The sequence below is a fragment of the Alcanivorax sp. HI0044 genome, from assembly GCF_001634945.1.
The window spans coordinates 1-16,181 of sequence record NZ_LWEZ01001725.1; the positions used below are offsets into that span (position 1 = coordinate 1).

Consider the following 16,181-nt stretch of genomic DNA (forward strand, 5'->3'; position numbering starts at 1 on the left):
GCTATGGTAGCGAGAAAAAGAGGGAGGGCGAAATAGCATTCCACTATCAGAGAAGAGAAGCAGCACGCACCACGCCGCACGCGACACGCAAAATCACTCCGTGCCGGCCAAAAAGTCACCTAGTGCGCGGGTAAACGCCAATGGCTGGCTCATTAGCGGCACATGGCCGGACCTGGGTAACACCACGTGACGGGCACCGATCAGCTCGGCAAATTCCCGCTGGCCCTCGGGCGGATAAAGCGGCGAGCGGGCGCCGGTGATCACCGTAGCCGGCACCCTGAAGTCGGCCGCCGAAGCCCGGTAATCGTGGGCACCAAACAGGTAGGCATGCAGATAGGCACGGATATCCGCCAGTTCTGCCAGGGGCAGTATGCGCGCCCACAAGGACGACCAACGGGTCGTGGCGCTAAACGCGGAATGCAGGCCCTGGTGGCCCGCTATCTGGCCGAGAATATCCGTCAGCCGCATCAGCACGGCGTTGCGCAGGCCCGGAGCCAGCCTGGCGATATCGCCCTGATCCGGGGCTGCGTCCAATAGCGCCAGCAACTCCCGTAGTTGCGCATAGAAGTGTCCCTGGCGTTCACCAAACAACCCGTGGGGCCAGTCCGCCTTGTTATCCGTGCACGGAGACTGATCAATATGCAGGTAGCGCTTTACCGGGGAAAAATCCCCATGAGCATGCCAGTGCAGGCTGGTGGTCGCCCCCAGCGAGTAGCCCACCAACAGGAAATCCCGCAGGCCGAAATGGTGAACCAGGTCTTCCATGTCCTGCATGTGATTGTGGAACACGTCCGCCTGGTTGAAACGGGCCGCAGCGGAACCGCCAGCACCGCGCAAATCGGGAATCACAAACTGGAAACGACGCAGAAAGGGAAACACAAAGGGAAGCCAGTCACGCCCCTGCATGCCCAGGCCATGCAGCATCAGCACTGGCTGACCACGGCCCAGCAAACGCACGCGTAGCGTGGCGCCATCCCTGGCAGGAAATAATGGCATCAGGCTCCCCCTGGTGTTGGCACCTGTTTTTCGCAGGTGCTCTTATTCTTTTGGCCGGGCAGATTATTCGCCGTACAGGCAAAGATAGGCCGTATCGATGGCCACTTTTACCTGAAATTTCTGGTTAGCCTCAATCTCGAAAGTCTCACCGGCAGCAAACGTCTGCCAATCGGCACTGCCCGGCAACTTCACCGTCAGGGCACCACTGGTTACCGTCATGGTTTCGTGCTCACTGGTGCCGAATTCATAATCTCCCGGCGCCATCACGCCGACGGTGGCTGGCTTGGATTCGGTTTGAAAGGCAATGGATGCCACCTTGGCATCGAAGTATTCGTTGACCTTGAACATACAAGGGACTCCGCTGATTCAATGGAGGCGCGAGTATGCCAAAAGCCGGGACAAATCGCCGCTTATTTCCACATGCTGGTAATGGCAACGCCCTGCCGAACCGTTTTGGTCACCGGCGTTTTGGCGGCGATTTCCAGCAGGCGCTGCCGCTGCTCATCGCTGAGGGGCGCGCTGCAGGCCAGGGTACGATCGATGTGCTCGCCGCCCGCCTCATCCCGGTAAAAATCCAGACGAACATCAATATCGCCCAGCTCCCACCCCTTGCGCTCGGCATACATACGCAGGGTAATCGAGGTGCAGGCACCGAGCCCGGACAGCAATAGTTCATACGGGTTGGGGCCGCTATCTTCGCCCCCCATTGCCGCGCCTTCATCGGCACAGAGCTGATGTTGGCGAGCGCTGATCTGCTGGGCATAATGATGGTGGCTGTGAAGGCTGACCGTGGCCATAAGGCGTGTCCTTTCCCTTGCTTTCCCTTGTTGTCACCGCGTTCCATACTCGAAGCGCAGTGACACCCCGCACCTGAACTATGCCACGGAGACAGCCATGAGCAATACCCACGCCAGCGGCGAAACGGTGGAATGCCCCAACCTTGCCAGCCAGCCTACCCTGAAGCCTGTCGATTCGCGCAAAAGTATCCTCGGCAGCGGCCTGCCAATCATTCGGCATTTGCCCAGCCGCTCGCAACGGCTCATTGGTCCCTGGTGTTTTCTCGACCACATCGGCCCCACCGACCTGAGCGCCGACAACGCGGTCGATGTGGGCACCCATCCGCACATCGGGTTACAGACCGTGACCTGGTTATTTGAGGGCGCCTTGCTGCACAAGGACAGCCTGGGTTACGAACAGGTTATCGCCCCCGGCCAGCTGAATCTGATGACCGCCGGCCATGGCATCTGCCATTCCGAGGAAAGCCCGCCAGGATTCAGCGGCCCCATGCACGGCCTGCAATTCTGGATCGCCCTGCCCGCCGAGCATGAAGATACCCCGCCAGCCTTTGCCCACCACACTGACTTGCCCCGATGGCAACAGGATGGCGCCGAGATCACTCTGGTGGTGGGGGAGCTGGCCGGGCGACGTTCTCCAGCGGCGGTGTTCTCGCCGCTGGTGAGCGCCGATATTGTGGCCACACAAGCCTGTCAGCTGACCTTGCCCGTCCCTGCCGATTTCGAGCTGGGGCTGTGTATCAATGAAGGCCATGCTGAACTGGAAGGGGAAACCCTGAAGACCGGCGAGCTCTACTATCTGGGGCAGGGCCGCGACACCCTGGCTCTCACACTCTCCACCGACAGCCGCATCATGCTGCTGGGCGGCGAGCCGCTGGGGCAGCCGGTACTGCTGTGGTGGAATTTTGTCGGCCGGGATCAGGAGCGGCTGAATCAGGCGGTGAGCGACTGGCAACAATGGCCCAACGATCGCTTTGGCGAGGTCTCCGCCTACCAGGGAGCACCCTTGACGGCACCTACACTGGATCCGTCGGTGCGACTGAAATAAACGCGGGGTAGATCGCCCTCCCCGTAGGTCAGATTTACCCAAGGGCACAGAGAGCCTGAAAGGCGTAATCCGACCTTTAGCGGTGGAGCAAGAGGACAGGGTGGAGTCGGCTTACGGCTACGCCCTAAGCCGACCTACAAAATCAATTAACTGCCTTCAACCTGCTGGCAGAACATCGCCATGTCGGGATCAGCAAATCCTTTGTGGGTAATGATGGCGTCGTAGACCTTGCCCGCCTGAACCGCGCAGGACACTGTCTCGATCAGGCTGCCATCCGCAGCATCTTTTACTTGTACTTCCAGACGGCTGCTACCATTGGGCGTGTCCGAAAAATAGGCCGTGGCTTTGCCATACTGCAAGCCTGGAATTGTGCCGATAGAGAAAGTCGTATCTGCCTGTTGATACATGGCGTGAATAAAACGTACCCCCACCTTCGACGACTGTACTGAAGGCGTTTGCTGAAGGAAGGATTCCAGTTTCAGGGCGCTGGAAGCACCGGACACATCCCCCATCTGCACAAGCGTATAATTCGACCCGGCCTTAAGAGCAATCTCCCTGTCCAGCATGTCGCCATCGGCATTGCGAACCTGAAAATCGACGGTTTCGGTATCAGCCGCCAGCTTCAGGTTCATCCCGCTTTGCTCATCGGTGGAATATCCCACATCTTCAAATAGCGGATCTGACGCCTTATTGGTGATCACATCCACACGAATACTTGCTGCATCCGGGTCGGTAAAATCCGTCAGCTGATTGTGAAAGTAGAGACTGGCCGGCGGACGCAGCAAATCTTCCACGTCATCATCGTCACCGCCACAGCCGGACAAGACGACTGCGCTGGCCACCGCCAGCATTCCGATCATTCGCATAGTTACTCCCAAGGCAAACGCAAAAAGGGCATCCTAATCACGAAGAAGCCCCACTTTTTGGTATTGGTTGGCAGTTCAGAGGTTTTTCGTAGCGAGAAGTTCCAGCCGTTCAGTTGCTGAACGGCTGGCAGTACAGGGAAATCTGGTCGTCGTCACTGTCGAATTCTGTGTACGCGATGATGGCGTCGTAGCTGCGGCCGCTGCTGACGCTGCAGCTCACATCATCGATGATCACGCCCTGGGTTTCGTTGTTGATGGTCACCGCCAGGTTGCTGCCGGCACTCAGAGACACGTAGCTGCTGCCGTCGGCATATTCCAGCCCGCTGACCAGTGCCTGGCCACCGGGGGTGCTACCGCTGGCGGTGACGCTCAGCTCATCCCCGGACAGGCGTGACAGTGTGTTGATAAAACGCACCCGGATCTGCCCGCTACCCACATCCATCTTCTGGTGACTGAAGGTTTTCAGTTGGCGGTTATCCAGGGTGGTGTCGCCCATCAGCACCACCGTGTAGCGGTTGCCCCCGGTAAGCGTCCGGTTGATCGGGCCGTTAACCAGGGAGCTGCCGGAACTGCTGCCGCGGGCATCGAACGCCACCGACTGGCTGTCGTCGTCCAGCTTGAAACTGTTGGCGCTCACGCTGCCCCGCGTCGTATAGGCCACATTGCTTTCTTCTGCCGTGTTCTGGTCATCCACGAACAGGTCCACGGTGATATCGTCTTCACTGCCGCCACCCACCTGGGTGAGCTGGTTATGGAAGTACAGTTGGGCGCTGTCGTTGGAGAAGACGTCGTCGTCTTCGTCACAACCAAACGCGGACAACCCGGCCACAGAAGCCGCCAGCACCAATCGCAGAAAAATCATCGTTACGCACTCCCGGAAGGTGTCTCATCCGGCTCGCTTTCCACCGGCAGCGCAGCGACACCGTCCTCGTTAAATTCACGGATAAAGATACCCCAGAATGCCACGAAAAGGGCAGCCAACAATGGCCCCACCGCAAACCCGGTGATGCCAAACATGGCCAGCCCGCCCAGGGTGGAAAACAGCACCACATAGTCCGGCAGCTTGGTGTCGCGGCCCACCAGAATCGGGCGCAGGATGTTATCCACCAGACCGATGACAAAGACCCCGAACAGAATCAGGATCGTCGCCTCCTTCATGTCCCCCACGGCGTAGAGGTACAGCGCCACCGGAAACCAGATCAACCCCGCACCCACCGCCGGGATCAACGACAGCACGGCCATCACCACGCCCCACAGCAAGGCACCGGGAATGCCCAGCCACCAGAAGATCAGACCGCCCAGCGCGCCCTGGGTAATCGCCACCAGCAGGTTACCCTTGATGGTGGCACGGGTGACTTCGGCGAACTTGGCAAACAGCAGTTTTTCCCGCTCATCGCCCAGGGGCAGGGCGCGGATCAGCATGGCCACCATGGAATCGCCATCGCGAATCAGGAAAAACGCCAGGTACAACATCAGGCCCAGATTGAGGAAAAACTGGAACGTATTCTGCCCCACAGCCAGCGCCCGCTTGGCGAGGAACTGGCCCGCCCCGGTGAACGCCTTGACCGCCTGTTCCTTGATTTTCTCCAGGTCTATATCAAAGCGCTCGGCCAGCGACTGCAGGCCCGGGAAGGCATGCTTGATCTTGTCCACATAGCTGGCCAGATCGATCTCACCACTTTGCACCTTCTGGAACAGGCCGACGCCTTCGGATACGAACGACGTGGCCACGGCCAGCACCGGGATCACGACTAACACCACGCACAGCAGCAAGGTGAACAACGCCACCAGGTTGCGCCGTTGCGGCCAGCGGGCCAGCAGCCGTTTATGGAAGGGATAGAAAACCACACTGATGGCACAGGCCCAGAAAATGGGCGCGAAAAAAGGCTGAATCAGCAGGGCAAAAACGGCACTGACCGCCACCAGCGCCCACAGGAACGCGCGCTGTTCCAGTTTTTCCGATATTCCCGTGTCCCGCATACCCTGCCGCTTCCCTGTGTCACGTGATTAGGTGTCATGCCAATAGAATCAATGACCCGCCATATGCGCTAACGGGGGATCAACCGCCCGTCAGCATGGTGGAGCCCAGATACCCCATGTACGCCACATAGACCACCAGCAAGGCGATACCGTTAGTCCGGGTAATCTGCCCCTTGCGGCCCAACACGCCGAAGCCCATAACGAACAGCACCAGCGTCAGCCCCATCATCAGGGACCAGTCCCGCTGCAATACCGCAGGATCCACCGACATGGGCTTGATGGCACCGGCGATACCGACCACCGCCAGGGTATTGAACAAATTCGAGCCTAGCACGTTACCAAAGGCAATATCGTGCTCGCCCTTGCGCACCGCCGCAATGCTGGAAGCCAGCTCCGGCAGGGAGGTGCCGATGGCCACAATAGTCAAGCCGATGATCAGGTCGCTGACCCCCAGGGATTGCGCAATCAGCACCGCCCCCCACACCAGCGCCCGGGAGCTGACCACCAGCAGGATCAGGCCCACCACCAGCCAGAACAGGGATTGTTTCAGCGGCAGCGGGTGCTCTGCCAGGTCGGTTTCCACTTCCCCTGCCAGCACATCCCCCTTGCCGGTCATGGCCGCATAAATGGACCAGCCCATCAGCACCCCCAGCACGCCGATCAGGATCCAGGCATCCATGCGGGAAATGTGCCCGTCAATCAGCTGGTAGCCCGCCAGCAAGGTAATCAGAGTGAGAATCGGCAGTTCTTTCTTGAGGATGGCGGAATTCACCAGAATCGGGCTCATCACCGCCACCACCCCAAGGATCAGGGCAATGTTGGAAATATTGGAGCCGTAGGCATTACCCAACGCCAGCGACGGGTTGCCTTCCAGGGCCGCTAACGCCGACACCACCATCTCCGGGGCTGAGGTGCCAAAGCCCACAATCAGCATACCGATCAACAGCGGCGGCATGCCGGCATGGGCCGCCGTACCGGCCGCCCCTTCGACAAACTTGTCCGCACTCCACACCAGCAGAATCAGACCGCCAATCACGGCGGCAATGGCCAGCAACATCGGTACTCCTTGGGATCATCAATTTGGGATGGTCAATAATGTCAGGCGGGCACATTGTGGCAGAGAGGGAGGTGGCTGGCACCTACTCAGACGCAACACGCAGCACGCAGCACGCCCCATGCAGCACACCGCGCGGGGACGTGTTGCGTGGGGCGTGTCGCGTTAATCAGACATGCTGATCAGCACCCGGCTTGATGCCATAAGCCAGGGTATACAGCACCGGCACCACCACCAGGGTGAGCACGGTGGCAAAACCCAGCCCAAACATGATCACCACCGCCATGGATTCGAAGAAGGCATCGAACAGCAGCGGAATCATGCCAAGAATGGTGGTGACCGCCGCCATGCATACCGGGCGCACCCGGGAAATGGAGGCCGACACTACCGCATCGAAGGGCGCCATGGTTTCCCGATCCAGCTTGATCTGCTCCACCAGCACGATGCCATTTTTCACCAGCATGCCGGACAGACTCAGAAAGCCCAGTAATGCCATGAAGCCGAATGGCGAGTTCAGCAGCAGCAGCCCGAAGGTCACACCGATAATGGCCAGCGGCACCGTGGCCCAGATCACCAACGGTGAACGCACCGCGTCAAACAGCAAAATGGTGATGATGAACATGAACAGGTAGCCCATGGGCAGGCTGCCGAACACCGCCGCCTGGGCATCCTTGGAAGCTTCGTATTCACCGCCCCACTGCAGGGAGTAGCCCACCGGCAGTTCCAGCGCTTCGATGGCCGGGCGAATCCGCCGCAGCACCTGATCCGCCGTTTCATCCCCAAGCACATCCGGTTCCGCCTGCACGGCAAGGGTTCGTTTACGGTCGCGGCGCATGATCAGGGCGTTTTCCCATTCGGTCCTGAAGTCCGACACCACCTGCGTGATGGGAATATACGTGGCGTAAGCCGGCGACCAGACCTGCACGTCGTTCAGGTTGTCCGCACTGAGGCGCTCGTTGTCCGGTGGCCGCGCCACGATCGGCAACAGCTTGCTGCCATCCCGGTACAGGCCCACATCACGGCCACTGAAGTTCAGCGCCAGGGTGTTATCCAGGTCCTCACGGGTAATGCCGGCCCGCCGGGCCTGGGCTTCCTGAAACTGGGGCCGGATCACTTTTTCCTGCTGCCGCCAGTCATGGCGGATGCTTTCCAGTCCGCCATCGTCGTGCATGATGGCCTGGGCTTTCAGGCCCAGCGCCCGCAACTCTTTCGGGTCCGGCCCGCTGAAACGGGCTTCGATGGAAGCCGCCGGGCTCGGCCCGATCATCAGGCGCTTCACCTTCGCAAACGCCTGCAGATGCTCGTTTCGAATCAGCTCGCGGGTCGCCGCCAGGGTCGGATTGATCTGCTCCCGGTCGGCGACCTGCACGATCAGTTGCGCGTAGCTGGGGTAACTCTTTTCCGGTGCATAGGGCAGCATGAAACGCTGCGCGCCCTGGCCGACGGTGGTGGTCACCTGCTCCACGCCGTCCATCTCCAGCAACGCCTGCTCCAGCCGGGCGGCAGCATCCTGGGTGGCGCGAATATCGCTGCCCTGGGGCAACCAGTAGTCCACCAGAAACATGGGCGTATTGGAGGGCGGGAAAAACGCCTGTTTAACGAAACCAAAACCGACCACCGCAATCACCAACAGCGCACCCATGGCGCTCAGGGCGATCACCCGATGATGGATGGCACGGTCCAGCAGGCGGCGATAAAGCACAAAGACCCTGCCGGCGTAAGGGTCTTCACCCTCCCCGTCCTGGCCACCCACATCCTTCTCGCTGAAGAACACATTGGCAAAAAACGGCACCAACGTAATCGCCGTCACCCAGCTGAGCATCAATGAAATCAACAGCACCCAGAACAGGGTATTGGTGTATTCACCGGTGGCGTCGTCAGACAGGCCAATCGGCGCAAACGCCATGATGGCAATGACCGTGGCACCCAACAGCGGCCAGACGGTCTGGCGGACAATCTCTTTCGCAGCCTCCAGTTTGGACAGGCCACGCTTCATGCCCACCAGGATGCCCTCGGTCACCACGATGGCATTGTCTACCAGCATGCCCAGGGCAATGATCAACGCCCCCAGGGAAATCCGCTGCAAATCAATGGCCATCATTTTCATGACGATGAAAGTGCCCAGAATGGTAAGCAGCAACACCCCGCCCATCAGGATGCCGGAACGCACCCCCATGAACACCAGCAGCACCGCAATCACAATGGCCACCGCTTCACCCAGGTTGAGCATGAAGGCGCTCACCGAGTTATCCACTTCTTTGGGCTGGTTGTAGACCGTCGCCAGCTGCATGCCGACCGGGCGCTGGTATTCCAGCTCCGCCAGGCGCTGATCCACCCGGCCCCCCACGTCCACCACGTTCACGCCGGAGGCAAAAGAAATGCCCATGGTCAGCGCCGGACCGGCATTAAAGCGGTACAGATGGTTGGGCACTTCCGCATAGCCACGTTCGATGGTGGCCACGTCGCGCAGGTAGACCAGCTCGCTGGCACCGGGCTCAGAAATCAGCAAATCCCCCATGCTCTGCACAGAAGGAAATTCACCCGTGGGATAAATACGGATGTATTCATCACCCACCCGTACCTTGCCCGCCGGATTCACCGTATTCTGGGTCTGCAGCAGGCCAAAGATCCGGTCCGGGCTGATGCCCAGCGATGCCAGCCGGGTACGGGAAATTTCCACCAGCACCTGCTCCTGACGCTGACCGCCAATGGTGACCTTGCCGACGCCCTCAACCAGCACCAGTTCGCGGGTCAGGTAGTCGGCATAGTCCTTCATATCCTGGTAGGAATAGCCTTCGCCGGTCACCGCCAGCAGAATGCCGTACACATCACCGAAATCATCAATCACCTGAATGGTCCCGGCCCCCGGGGGAAGCTGGCCCTGCAGGTCGGTCATCTTGTGGCGCAGCTCATCCCAGATTTGCTTGAGCTGGCTGGCCCGGTATTCCGGTTTCATTTCCACCTGCACCTGAGACAGGCCATTGCTGGAAATGGAGGTAACATTCTTTACATAGGGCAGGCTCTGAATGGCTTTTTCCACCGGCAGCGTCACTTCCTCTTCCACCTGCCGGGGCGACGCGCCCGCGTAATTCGTGATCACCATGGCGATCTTCAGGGTGAACTCCGGGTCTTCCAGTTGCCCCAGGCGAGTAAAACTCACCACCCCGCCGACCAGCAGAATCAGCGTGAATAACCAGCTCACCACCTTGTGGCGAATACTGTACTCGGCAATATTCATTTACAGGCCCCGCTCTTTCACCAGCTCGCGAACGGCTTGCCCTTCTTTCAGGCGGTGAACGCCGGCCACCACAATCCGGTCACCCGGCTCCAGCCCGGCCGTGACCTGAACGCCGCCACCGACCACTTCACCGAGCGTCACCGGCACGGCGCTCACGGTGCCATCGTCCTGGTGCTTCCACACATGGGCGCCATCCTTGCCATCCGGGCTGAACACCGCCGCGGCCGGCACTTCCGGCAAGGCGTCCGTGGCCCGCATGATCTGGCTGAGATCAATCACCACATCCACACTCATGCCCGGCAGCACCATGATGCCTTCAGGGTTGGGCATGGTCAGGGTAATGATGTAGGTCTGGGTGCGATCCCCGGCACTGGCTTCGTGCTCCTTGTAGCTGGCCTTGAAGGTGGTATTCGGAGCCCCTTCAAAGCGCACATCCGGCTGGTAGTCCTCACCGTCCTTGCGCAGGTTGGTAAAGAAGCGCTCGGAGACGGCAAATTCGATATCAATGTTCTTGTCGCCCTGCAGGTAGAGAATCGGCTGCTTGGCCTGCACGAACTGGTAGTTCTCCACTTCGGTACGGGCCACCGTGCCACCGTAAGGGGCTTTCAGGCGCGTGTAGTTCACATTGTCGCGGGCCAGGCTCAAGGCGGCCTGGGCCTGGCGCCGCTTGGCCTGGATCTCATCAAACTGGGCTTCGGAAATCACCCCACGGTCACGCAGGCTGATACCACGCTGATACTGGCTCTCGGCCAGATCATACTGGGCCTGGCGGTCGGCCAGCTGATTGTTGAAATCCGCTGGGTCCAACGCCGCCAGCAACTGCCCTTTCTTCACCTGTTCCCCGGCCCGCACCGGGAAACGCTCCATCTGGCCGGACACCCGAAAAGCCAGCTCGGACCCTTCCGTGGCGACCACCTTGCCCGGGTAGTGGCGCAACGTGCCGTCGCCACCATTCACGGTTTGCAACTTCACCGGTTGCGGCATCGGGGCCTCCGCCTGCGGTTCCTCACCACAGCCCCACAGGGCCAGCGTCAGGCCAAGGGCCATCCAAAAACGTTTCATCGTGTTCTCCCCGATCTAAACGGTACTTGTTAGTACCAATTGTCGCACAGGTACGGCCGTATCAGGTGCAGCTTTTTCACCAACTGCAGAATTTTGACCTTATCAGACGAGGGCTCAGGGAGCCGCCCTTGCCAGGAAAAGATCCAGCACAAAAAAGGGCCGACGAATGTCGGCCCGGGTCATGGGTTAAGAAAATGCGTGCGCCGAGGCGCGATCAGCCCAGATGGGCAGACAACATCCAGGCAGACTTTTCGTGAATTTCAATACGATCACTGGCCACCGCACCAGAGCCTTCATCTTCATGCTCGCCCGCCAGCTTCAATACCCGGTTGGCACGCTCCGCCACCCGACGGTGGTCTTCTGCCAGCTCCTTGATCATGCCGGACGCATCCGGGTCGCCGGTGGCGTCCTGCACCGTGGAGAGCTTGGCAAACTCGGCATAGCTGCCCGGCGCCTTCCAGCCCAGCGCGCGGATACGCTCGGCAATGGTGTCCACCGCCTCCGCCAGCTCGATGTATTGCTGCTCGAACAGCAGATGCAGACTGTGGAACATGGGGCCGGTCACATTCCAGTGATACTTGTGCGTCTTGAGATAGAGGGTGTAACTCTCGGCCAATAGCTTGCTCAGTTCTTCAGCGACCTGCTTGTTGTGTTCAATCATGGAGTGCCTCCTTTTCCAGTATTGTCCTTGCCAGCAGAGCCAAGGGCGCTCCCGTTGATTGCCGGGAAACGTACTCCCTAACACCATTGGGTTCGCCAAGCGCATTTCAATGGCGACGCCCTTTCGGCCCTCTCTTCTTGTTGCTACAACGCTTGTTTCTACATAATCAGACGCGGTACCGCCACAGACGTTCCTGGACTGGCAAGGCATTTGCGTTATCGCGCACATAGGAAAAATCAATCTGCCGATCTGTCCGATTTGGCGCTTTACACCCGGGTCGACGTCTCGGCATGATGCAACCTCATCCGTTAACCGAAAGTAGACCGCCAATGGCTGTAGCCCCCAATCCGGAACCTCCTTATTCGATTCTGGAAGAGTGGTTGAATGGCCTGACTCATGGCATTGGCGCGGCCATGAGCATCGCCGGCACGGTAATCCTGGTGGTGTCGGCCAGCCTGCTGGGCGACCCCTGGAAAATTGTCAGCTTCAGTATTTTCGGCGCCAGCCTGATCCTGCTCTACAGCGCCAGCGCGCTCTATCACAGCCTGCGCAACCCGAAGTGGCGCGCCGCCTTCAAGATGCTGGACCACTGTGCGATCTATGGCCTGATTGCGGGCACTTACACTCCCTTCCTGCTGGTCAATCTGCGCGGCCAAACCGGCTGGATTCTGTTTGCCGTGATCTGGGCGCTGGCGCTCACTGGCATCGCCCTGAAGGCCCTGTACGGGCACCGCTTCAAGCTGATGCGCGTGGGTATTTACCTGGCCATGGGCTGGCTGATTCTGGTGGCCTCCAACGACCTGACCAGCAAACTCAATGACATCGGCTTCTGGCTGATCCTGGCCGGCGGCATCACCTATACCGTGGGCGTGATCTTCTACCTGGCGGACCGCTTTATTCCCTTCAACCACGCCATCTGGCACCTGTTCGTCATGGGCGGCAGTATCTGCCATTTCTTCGCGGTCTATTACGGGGTGCTGCCTTTCACCGCGCCCATCAGCTGACTCAGCCTGCATTTTATGAACAAAATTCAAAAAAGACTTGAGGTCTACGTCTCATCAATATATTTTTTACTTAATTATATATTGTTGGACCCGTTTCATGATTGCGATTAACCCCGATACCCTGCGTGACAATGCCCTCCAAGCCAGCCAACTACTCAAGGCCCTGTCCCATCCGGACCGGCTGATGCTGCTATGCCGCCTTGCTGAAGGCGAACGCAGTGTCAGTGAACTGGAGCCCCTGGTGGGTGTTTACCAACCCTCTCTTTCCCAGCAACTGGGCATTTTGCGTCGCGAAGGGCTGGTCAGTAGTCGCCGGGAAGGCAAGCAGGTGTTCTACCAGGTGGCCAACCCGGACGCCCTGGCCGTACTGGAAGTGTTGTATCAGCGCTTCTGCGGCGACACCCCATGAGCATCGACTGGAACGCCCTCACCCCCTGGTCCTCCCTGGCCGGCGGCGCCTTGATCGGCCTGGCCGCCCTGTTGCTATTGCACACTAACGGTCGCATCGCCGGTATCAGCGGCATTGTTGGCGGCCTGTTGCGCCCGGCAACGCAGGACCGGGGCTGGCGAATTGCCTTTATCCTCGGCATGTTCATCGCCCCCACCGTCTGGGCACTGGCCGGGAACTTGCCCGCAATGGTAATCGATGCCGACCTCCCGCTTCTGATCGTGGCCGGCCTGGTGGTGGGCATAAGCACTCGCTACGGCGCCGGGTGTACCAGTGGCCACGGCGTGTGCGGCATATCGCGCCTGTCCCCCCGTTCCCTGGCAGCCACTGTCGCCTTCATGGCCAGCGGCTTCATCACCGTCTTTGTGGTTCGCCATCTGCTGGGAGGGGGATAATGCATCGCAGTCATATCACCGCTTTTGCGGCCGGCCTGATTTTTGGCCTCGGCCTGTTGCTCGCCGGCATGGCCAACCCGGCCAAGGTGCTGGCCTTTCTGGATATCACCGGTAACTGGGACCCGTCCCTGGCCCTGGTGATGGGTGGCGCTATTGCGGTATCGGCCATCGGTTTCTACCTGACCCGGCAGCGATCCGCTCCCCTGTTTGGTGACAGCTTTCAGGTGCCCACCAACCGCAAGCTGGACAAGCGTCTGGTACTCGGGGCGCTGGGCTTCGGTGTGGGCTGGGGGCTGGCCGGCTTCTGCCCGGGCCCGGCGCTGGTGGCCCTCGGCACGGGCAGTCTCAAGGCCGTGGTGTTCGTAGCTGCCATGCTCATCGGAATGATGATCTTTGAAATGTTGGAACGCAAAAAACCGGATTGATCCGTCCACTACGACATAACGTCCTGAGACACTATGTCCAATATCGAAGGCTTGTTGGCCTGGCCTAGAATCTATCGGCATAAATGGAGAGAACCCGTGGCATTTTGCGTCATGCCTCTCCTTGTCAGGTCAAAGGGCTGGAGATACCCGACATGTTTCATTGGGTTCCTATCATTTTTCTTGTCTTCAAGCTGGCCGTGTTTGGCACGGGCATGTTCTTCGCCATCAAGTGGCATTACGACCAGGACAAGAAAAAGAAAACGGCCCCCGATTCCACGCGAGAAGGGAGCCATTAACAATCAGGGCCAGCACGCGCCCTACAGCAGAGATTCGACGTCTTTCCTGATCGACTCCGGTTTGTCCGTGGGCGCATAGCGCTTCACCACCTTGCCGTCCTTGTTGACCAGGAACTTGGTGAAATTCCACTTGATACCCTTGCTGCCCAGCACGCCCGGCGCTTCCTTCTTGAGGAAGAGATAGAGCGGATGCGCGTTGTCACCGTTCACATCAATCTTGTCGAACATGGTAAAGCTGACACCATAGTTCTTCTGGCAAAAAGCACCAATTTCTTCAGCCCCACCAGGCTCCTGTTTGCCAAACTGATTGCACGGGAAACCGAGAATCTCCAGCCCCCTGTCCTTGAGATCGTCATACAGCCCTTCGAGCCCTTCAAACTGGGGAGTGAACCCGCATTTGCTGGCCGTATTGACGATCAGCAACACCTTGCCCTGAAACTCGGACAAGGATTTTTCTTCACCACTCAAGGTGGTGGCGCTGTAATCATAAATCCCCATGATCTCTCCTGACGATAAATCCAGACATGAATAATAAGGCGCCCGCAGGGAGTGGCAACCACAACCCACCACCAAGGCTGAGCCTAACAATACGGCAAGCCCTGACGCACTGCGAGGATAGCGTGCCTACCGCCAGGCGCTACTCGCTATAGAGCTGTGCAATCACCGCCTCGGCCACCACGCGGCTGGATTGTGGGTTCTGCCCGGTGACCAGCTTGCCGTCAGTGACCGCATGGGGGGTAAAATCCTCCGCCAGATCCAGACGGGCACCCAGCTCCTCAAGCCGGGTGGCCAACAGAAACGGCATGATCTCATCCAGCCCCACTTCCCGCTCTTCGCTATTGGTAAAGCAGGCCAGCGTCTTGTTCTGCACCAGTGGTGCGCGCTCTTCGTTGCGCAGGCCCACCAGTGCTGCCGGGCCATGGCATACCGCGCCTAACAGGCCGCCCTGTGCCCAGGTACGCTCCATGACCGCCGCCACCAGCGGGTTGTCCGGCATATCGAACATGGCGCCATGGCCGCCGGGTACAAAGACTCCGCAGTAGCCATCTTCCCAGACGGCCTCCAGTTCACGGGTATCCTGCAAGGCCGTAATGGCGTCAGCCCAGGCCTCTTTCTCACTGTCATCCGGCACCGAGTTGGGGTCCACCGGGATCTTGCCCCCTTTCGGGCTCGCGACCACCACCGGAATATTGTTTTCCCGGAACAACAAATACGGCACGGCGAATTCTTCCAGCCACAGGCCAGTCTGCTGGCCCTGCCCCATTTGCGATGCGCTGGTCACCAACATCAGTAGCGGTTTATCCAGATTCATAAATGCCTCCGAAAATTCGCAACGAGAGATACAATATGCACAGAGGGTGTGGCACAAAGTCGTCGCATGCAAGGTTAGCCTGCGTGTAGCATGTGGCCTGCAAGCATGTAGCGGGGAACCCCATGGATTGGCATCAGTTACTGAACAAGGCCCGCCTGGGCGGACGCAGCGCCAAGGATGAAAGTGGCCGTACCGCGTTTCTGCGCGACCACGACAAGATCATTTTTTCTGGCGCCTTCCGGCGGCTGGCCCGCAAGACCCAGGTCCATCCGCTGGCCACCAATGACCACGTGCACAATCGCCTGACCCACTCGCTGGAAGTTTCCTGCGTGGGGCGCACGCTTGGTATTCGCGTGGGAGAACGCCTGCAACAGCGCCAGCTGCTACCCGACACCGTCAGCGCCACCGATTTCGGCGATATTGTTCAGTCCGCCTGTCTGGCCCACGACATCGGCAACCCGCCCTTTGGCCACACCGGTGAGCGCGCCATTCGCGCCTGGTTTCAGGAACGGGGGCAACATTTTCTCGACATGCTTCCCGCCCACCAGCAAACCGACCTGACCTTTTTCGAAGGCAACGCCCAGGGATTTCGCATCCTCACC

19 protein-coding genes are annotated in these 16,181 nt (G+C 59.4%); 7 read left to right on the forward strand and 12 right to left on the reverse strand.

From position 1 onward, the window contains the following. Nucleotides 1-93 precede the first annotated feature (93 nt). The 3 genes from A3730_RS25900 to A3730_RS25910 all read right to left on the reverse strand — a co-directional run bounded on the left by A3730_RS25900 (nt 94) and on the right by A3730_RS25910 (nt 1,793). Complete coding sequence (locus A3730_RS25900) at nt 94-996, reverse strand: alpha/beta fold hydrolase (RefSeq protein ID WP_063521590.1); 903 nt, start codon at nt 994-996, stop codon at nt 94-96. Between the two features lie 63 nt (nt 997-1,059). Beyond that, complete coding sequence (locus A3730_RS25905; RefSeq protein ID WP_063521591.1) at nt 1,060-1,344, reverse strand: pyrimidine/purine nucleoside phosphorylase; 285 nt, start codon at nt 1,342-1,344, stop codon at nt 1,060-1,062. A gap of 62 nt (nt 1,345-1,406) precedes the next feature. Further along, a complete protein-coding gene (locus A3730_RS25910; protein WP_063521592.1) occupies nt 1,407-1,793 on the reverse strand; it encodes an OsmC family protein in 387 nt (128 codons plus the stop codon). 97 nt (nt 1,794-1,890) lie between these two features. Here A3730_RS25910 and A3730_RS25915 point away from each other — a divergent pair, with 97 nt between their 5' ends. After that, nucleotides 1,891-2,838: a pirin family protein gene (locus tag A3730_RS25915; protein WP_063521593.1), complete on the forward strand. Its 948-nt coding sequence runs from the start codon at nt 1,891-1,893 to the stop codon at nt 2,836-2,838. A 146-nt stretch (nt 2,839-2,984) separates the two neighbouring features. Here A3730_RS25915 and A3730_RS25920 read toward each other — a convergent pair whose 3' ends face one another. The 7 genes from A3730_RS25920 to A3730_RS25950 form a co-directional block, all read right to left on the reverse strand. Continuing rightward, the gene (locus tag A3730_RS25920; protein WP_156497206.1) at nt 2,985-3,704 is read right to left on the reverse strand and encodes a DUF4397 domain-containing protein; all 720 of its coding nucleotides are present in this window, start codon (nt 3,702-3,704) and stop codon (nt 2,985-2,987) included. 109 nt (nt 3,705-3,813) lie between these two features. Beyond that, the gene (locus A3730_RS25925; RefSeq protein WP_063521595.1) at nt 3,814-4,566 is read right to left on the reverse strand and encodes a DUF4397 domain-containing protein; all 753 of its coding nucleotides are present in this window, start codon (nt 4,564-4,566) and stop codon (nt 3,814-3,816) included. Between the two features lie 2 nt (nt 4,567-4,568). Further along, a complete protein-coding gene (locus A3730_RS25930) occupies nt 4,569-5,684 on the reverse strand; it encodes an AI-2E family transporter (protein WP_063521596.1) in 1,116 nt (371 codons plus the stop codon). Nucleotides 5,685-5,763: 79 nt separating this feature from the next. Further along, a complete protein-coding gene (locus A3730_RS25935; RefSeq protein WP_063521597.1) occupies nt 5,764-6,741 on the reverse strand; it encodes a calcium/sodium antiporter in 978 nt (325 codons plus the stop codon). 166 nt (nt 6,742-6,907) lie between these two features. Further along, nucleotides 6,908-9,976: an efflux RND transporter permease subunit gene (locus tag A3730_RS25940; RefSeq protein ID WP_063539282.1), complete on the reverse strand. Its 3,069-nt coding sequence runs from the start codon at nt 9,974-9,976 to the stop codon at nt 6,908-6,910. Next, the gene (locus A3730_RS25945; protein WP_063519069.1) at nt 9,977-11,038 is read right to left on the reverse strand and encodes an efflux RND transporter periplasmic adaptor subunit; all 1,062 of its coding nucleotides are present in this window, start codon (nt 11,036-11,038) and stop codon (nt 9,977-9,979) included. It lies immediately after the preceding gene. Nucleotides 11,039-11,252: 214 nt separating this feature from the next. After that, the gene (locus A3730_RS25950) at nt 11,253-11,699 is read right to left on the reverse strand and encodes a Dps family protein (RefSeq protein ID WP_063519068.1); all 447 of its coding nucleotides are present in this window, start codon (nt 11,697-11,699) and stop codon (nt 11,253-11,255) included. Between the two features lie 329 nt (nt 11,700-12,028). Between A3730_RS25950 and A3730_RS25955 the strand changes: the two genes are divergently transcribed. The 5 genes from A3730_RS25955 to A3730_RS32235 all read left to right on the forward strand — a co-directional run bounded on the left by A3730_RS25955 (nt 12,029) and on the right by A3730_RS32235 (nt 14,267). Continuing rightward, nucleotides 12,029-12,703, forward strand: coding sequence for a hemolysin III family protein (locus A3730_RS25955; protein ID WP_063519067.1), 675 nt, complete (start codon nt 12,029-12,031; stop codon nt 12,701-12,703). Between the two features lie 97 nt (nt 12,704-12,800). After that, complete coding sequence (locus tag A3730_RS25960) at nt 12,801-13,112, forward strand: metalloregulator ArsR/SmtB family transcription factor (protein WP_063519066.1); 312 nt, start codon at nt 12,801-12,803, stop codon at nt 13,110-13,112. Then, entirely contained in the window at nt 13,109-13,546 is a 438-nt protein-coding gene (locus A3730_RS25965) for a YeeE/YedE family protein (protein WP_063519065.1), read from the forward strand. Before A3730_RS25960 ends, A3730_RS25965 begins: the two co-directional genes overlap by 4 nt. Further along, nucleotides 13,546-13,971: a YeeE/YedE family protein gene (locus tag A3730_RS25970; RefSeq protein ID WP_063519064.1), complete on the forward strand. Its 426-nt coding sequence runs from the start codon at nt 13,546-13,548 to the stop codon at nt 13,969-13,971. The genes A3730_RS25965 and A3730_RS25970 overlap by 1 nt, the downstream gene beginning before the upstream one ends. Nucleotides 13,972-14,123: 152 nt before the next feature. Next, complete coding sequence (locus A3730_RS32235; protein WP_197468491.1) at nt 14,124-14,267, forward strand: hypothetical protein; 144 nt, start codon at nt 14,124-14,126, stop codon at nt 14,265-14,267. 21 nt (nt 14,268-14,288) lie between these two features. Here the strand turns inward: A3730_RS32235 and A3730_RS25975 are convergent, their stop codons facing one another. Both A3730_RS25975 and A3730_RS25980 read right to left on the reverse strand, forming a co-directional pair. After that, the gene (locus A3730_RS25975; protein WP_063519063.1) at nt 14,289-14,765 is read right to left on the reverse strand and encodes a glutathione peroxidase; all 477 of its coding nucleotides are present in this window, start codon (nt 14,763-14,765) and stop codon (nt 14,289-14,291) included. Nucleotides 14,766-14,904: 139 nt separating this feature from the next. Then, complete coding sequence (locus A3730_RS25980; RefSeq protein WP_082872540.1) at nt 14,905-15,579, reverse strand: type 1 glutamine amidotransferase domain-containing protein; 675 nt, start codon at nt 15,577-15,579, stop codon at nt 14,905-14,907. A gap of 122 nt (nt 15,580-15,701) precedes the next feature. Here A3730_RS25980 and dgt point away from each other — a divergent pair. Beyond that, on the forward strand, nt 15,702-16,181 hold a 480-nt coding region (gene dgt, locus A3730_RS25985), incomplete at its 3' end, for a dGTP triphosphohydrolase (RefSeq protein ID WP_156501373.1).

Excerpts from the sequence above, each read along its gene's own strand:
- A3730_RS25975 (WP_063519063.1), bottom strand. The coding sequence starts at position 14,765 with ATGGGGATTTATGATTACAGCGCCACCACCTTGAGTGGTGAAGAAAAA.
- A3730_RS25925 (WP_063521595.1), bottom strand. The coding sequence starts at position 4,566 with ATGATTTTTCTGCGATTGGTGCTGGCGGCTTCTGTGGCCGGGTTGTCC.
- A3730_RS25950 (WP_063519068.1), bottom strand. The coding sequence starts at position 11,699 with ATGATTGAACACAACAAGCAGGTCGCTGAAGAACTGAGCAAGCTATTG.
- A3730_RS25940 (WP_063539282.1), bottom strand. The coding sequence starts at position 9,976 with ATGAATATTGCCGAGTACAGTATTCGCCACAAGGTGGTGAGCTGGTTA.
- A3730_RS25955 (WP_063519067.1), top strand. The coding sequence starts at position 12,029 with ATGGCTGTAGCCCCCAATCCGGAACCTCCTTATTCGATTCTGGAAGAG.
- A3730_RS25905 (WP_063521591.1), bottom strand. The coding sequence starts at position 1,344 with ATGTTCAAGGTCAACGAATACTTCGATGCCAAGGTGGCATCCATTGCC.
- A3730_RS25900 (WP_063521590.1), bottom strand. The coding sequence starts at position 996 with ATGCCATTATTTCCTGCCAGGGATGGCGCCACGCTACGCGTGCGTTTG.
- A3730_RS25970 (WP_063519064.1), top strand. The coding sequence starts at position 13,546 with ATGCATCGCAGTCATATCACCGCTTTTGCGGCCGGCCTGATTTTTGGC.
- A3730_RS25980 (WP_082872540.1), bottom strand. The coding sequence starts at position 15,579 with ATGAATCTGGATAAACCGCTACTGATGTTGGTGACCAGCGCATCGCAA.
- A3730_RS25945 (WP_063519069.1), bottom strand. The coding sequence starts at position 11,038 with ATGAAACGTTTTTGGATGGCCCTTGGCCTGACGCTGGCCCTGTGGGGC.
- A3730_RS25960 (WP_063519066.1), top strand. The coding sequence starts at position 12,801 with ATGATTGCGATTAACCCCGATACCCTGCGTGACAATGCCCTCCAAGCC.
- A3730_RS32235 (WP_197468491.1), top strand. The coding sequence starts at position 14,124 with ATGTTTCATTGGGTTCCTATCATTTTTCTTGTCTTCAAGCTGGCCGTG.
- A3730_RS25930 (WP_063521596.1), bottom strand. The coding sequence starts at position 5,684 with ATGCGGGACACGGGAATATCGGAAAAACTGGAACAGCGCGCGTTCCTG.
- A3730_RS25910 (WP_063521592.1), bottom strand. The coding sequence starts at position 1,793 with ATGGCCACGGTCAGCCTTCACAGCCACCATCATTATGCCCAGCAGATC.
- A3730_RS25965 (WP_063519065.1), top strand. The coding sequence starts at position 13,109 with ATGAGCATCGACTGGAACGCCCTCACCCCCTGGTCCTCCCTGGCCGGC.
- A3730_RS25915 (WP_063521593.1), top strand. The coding sequence starts at position 1,891 with ATGAGCAATACCCACGCCAGCGGCGAAACGGTGGAATGCCCCAACCTT.
- A3730_RS25920 (WP_156497206.1), bottom strand. The coding sequence starts at position 3,704 with ATGCGAATGATCGGAATGCTGGCGGTGGCCAGCGCAGTCGTCTTGTCC.
- A3730_RS25935 (WP_063521597.1), bottom strand. The coding sequence starts at position 6,741 with ATGTTGCTGGCCATTGCCGCCGTGATTGGCGGTCTGATTCTGCTGGTG.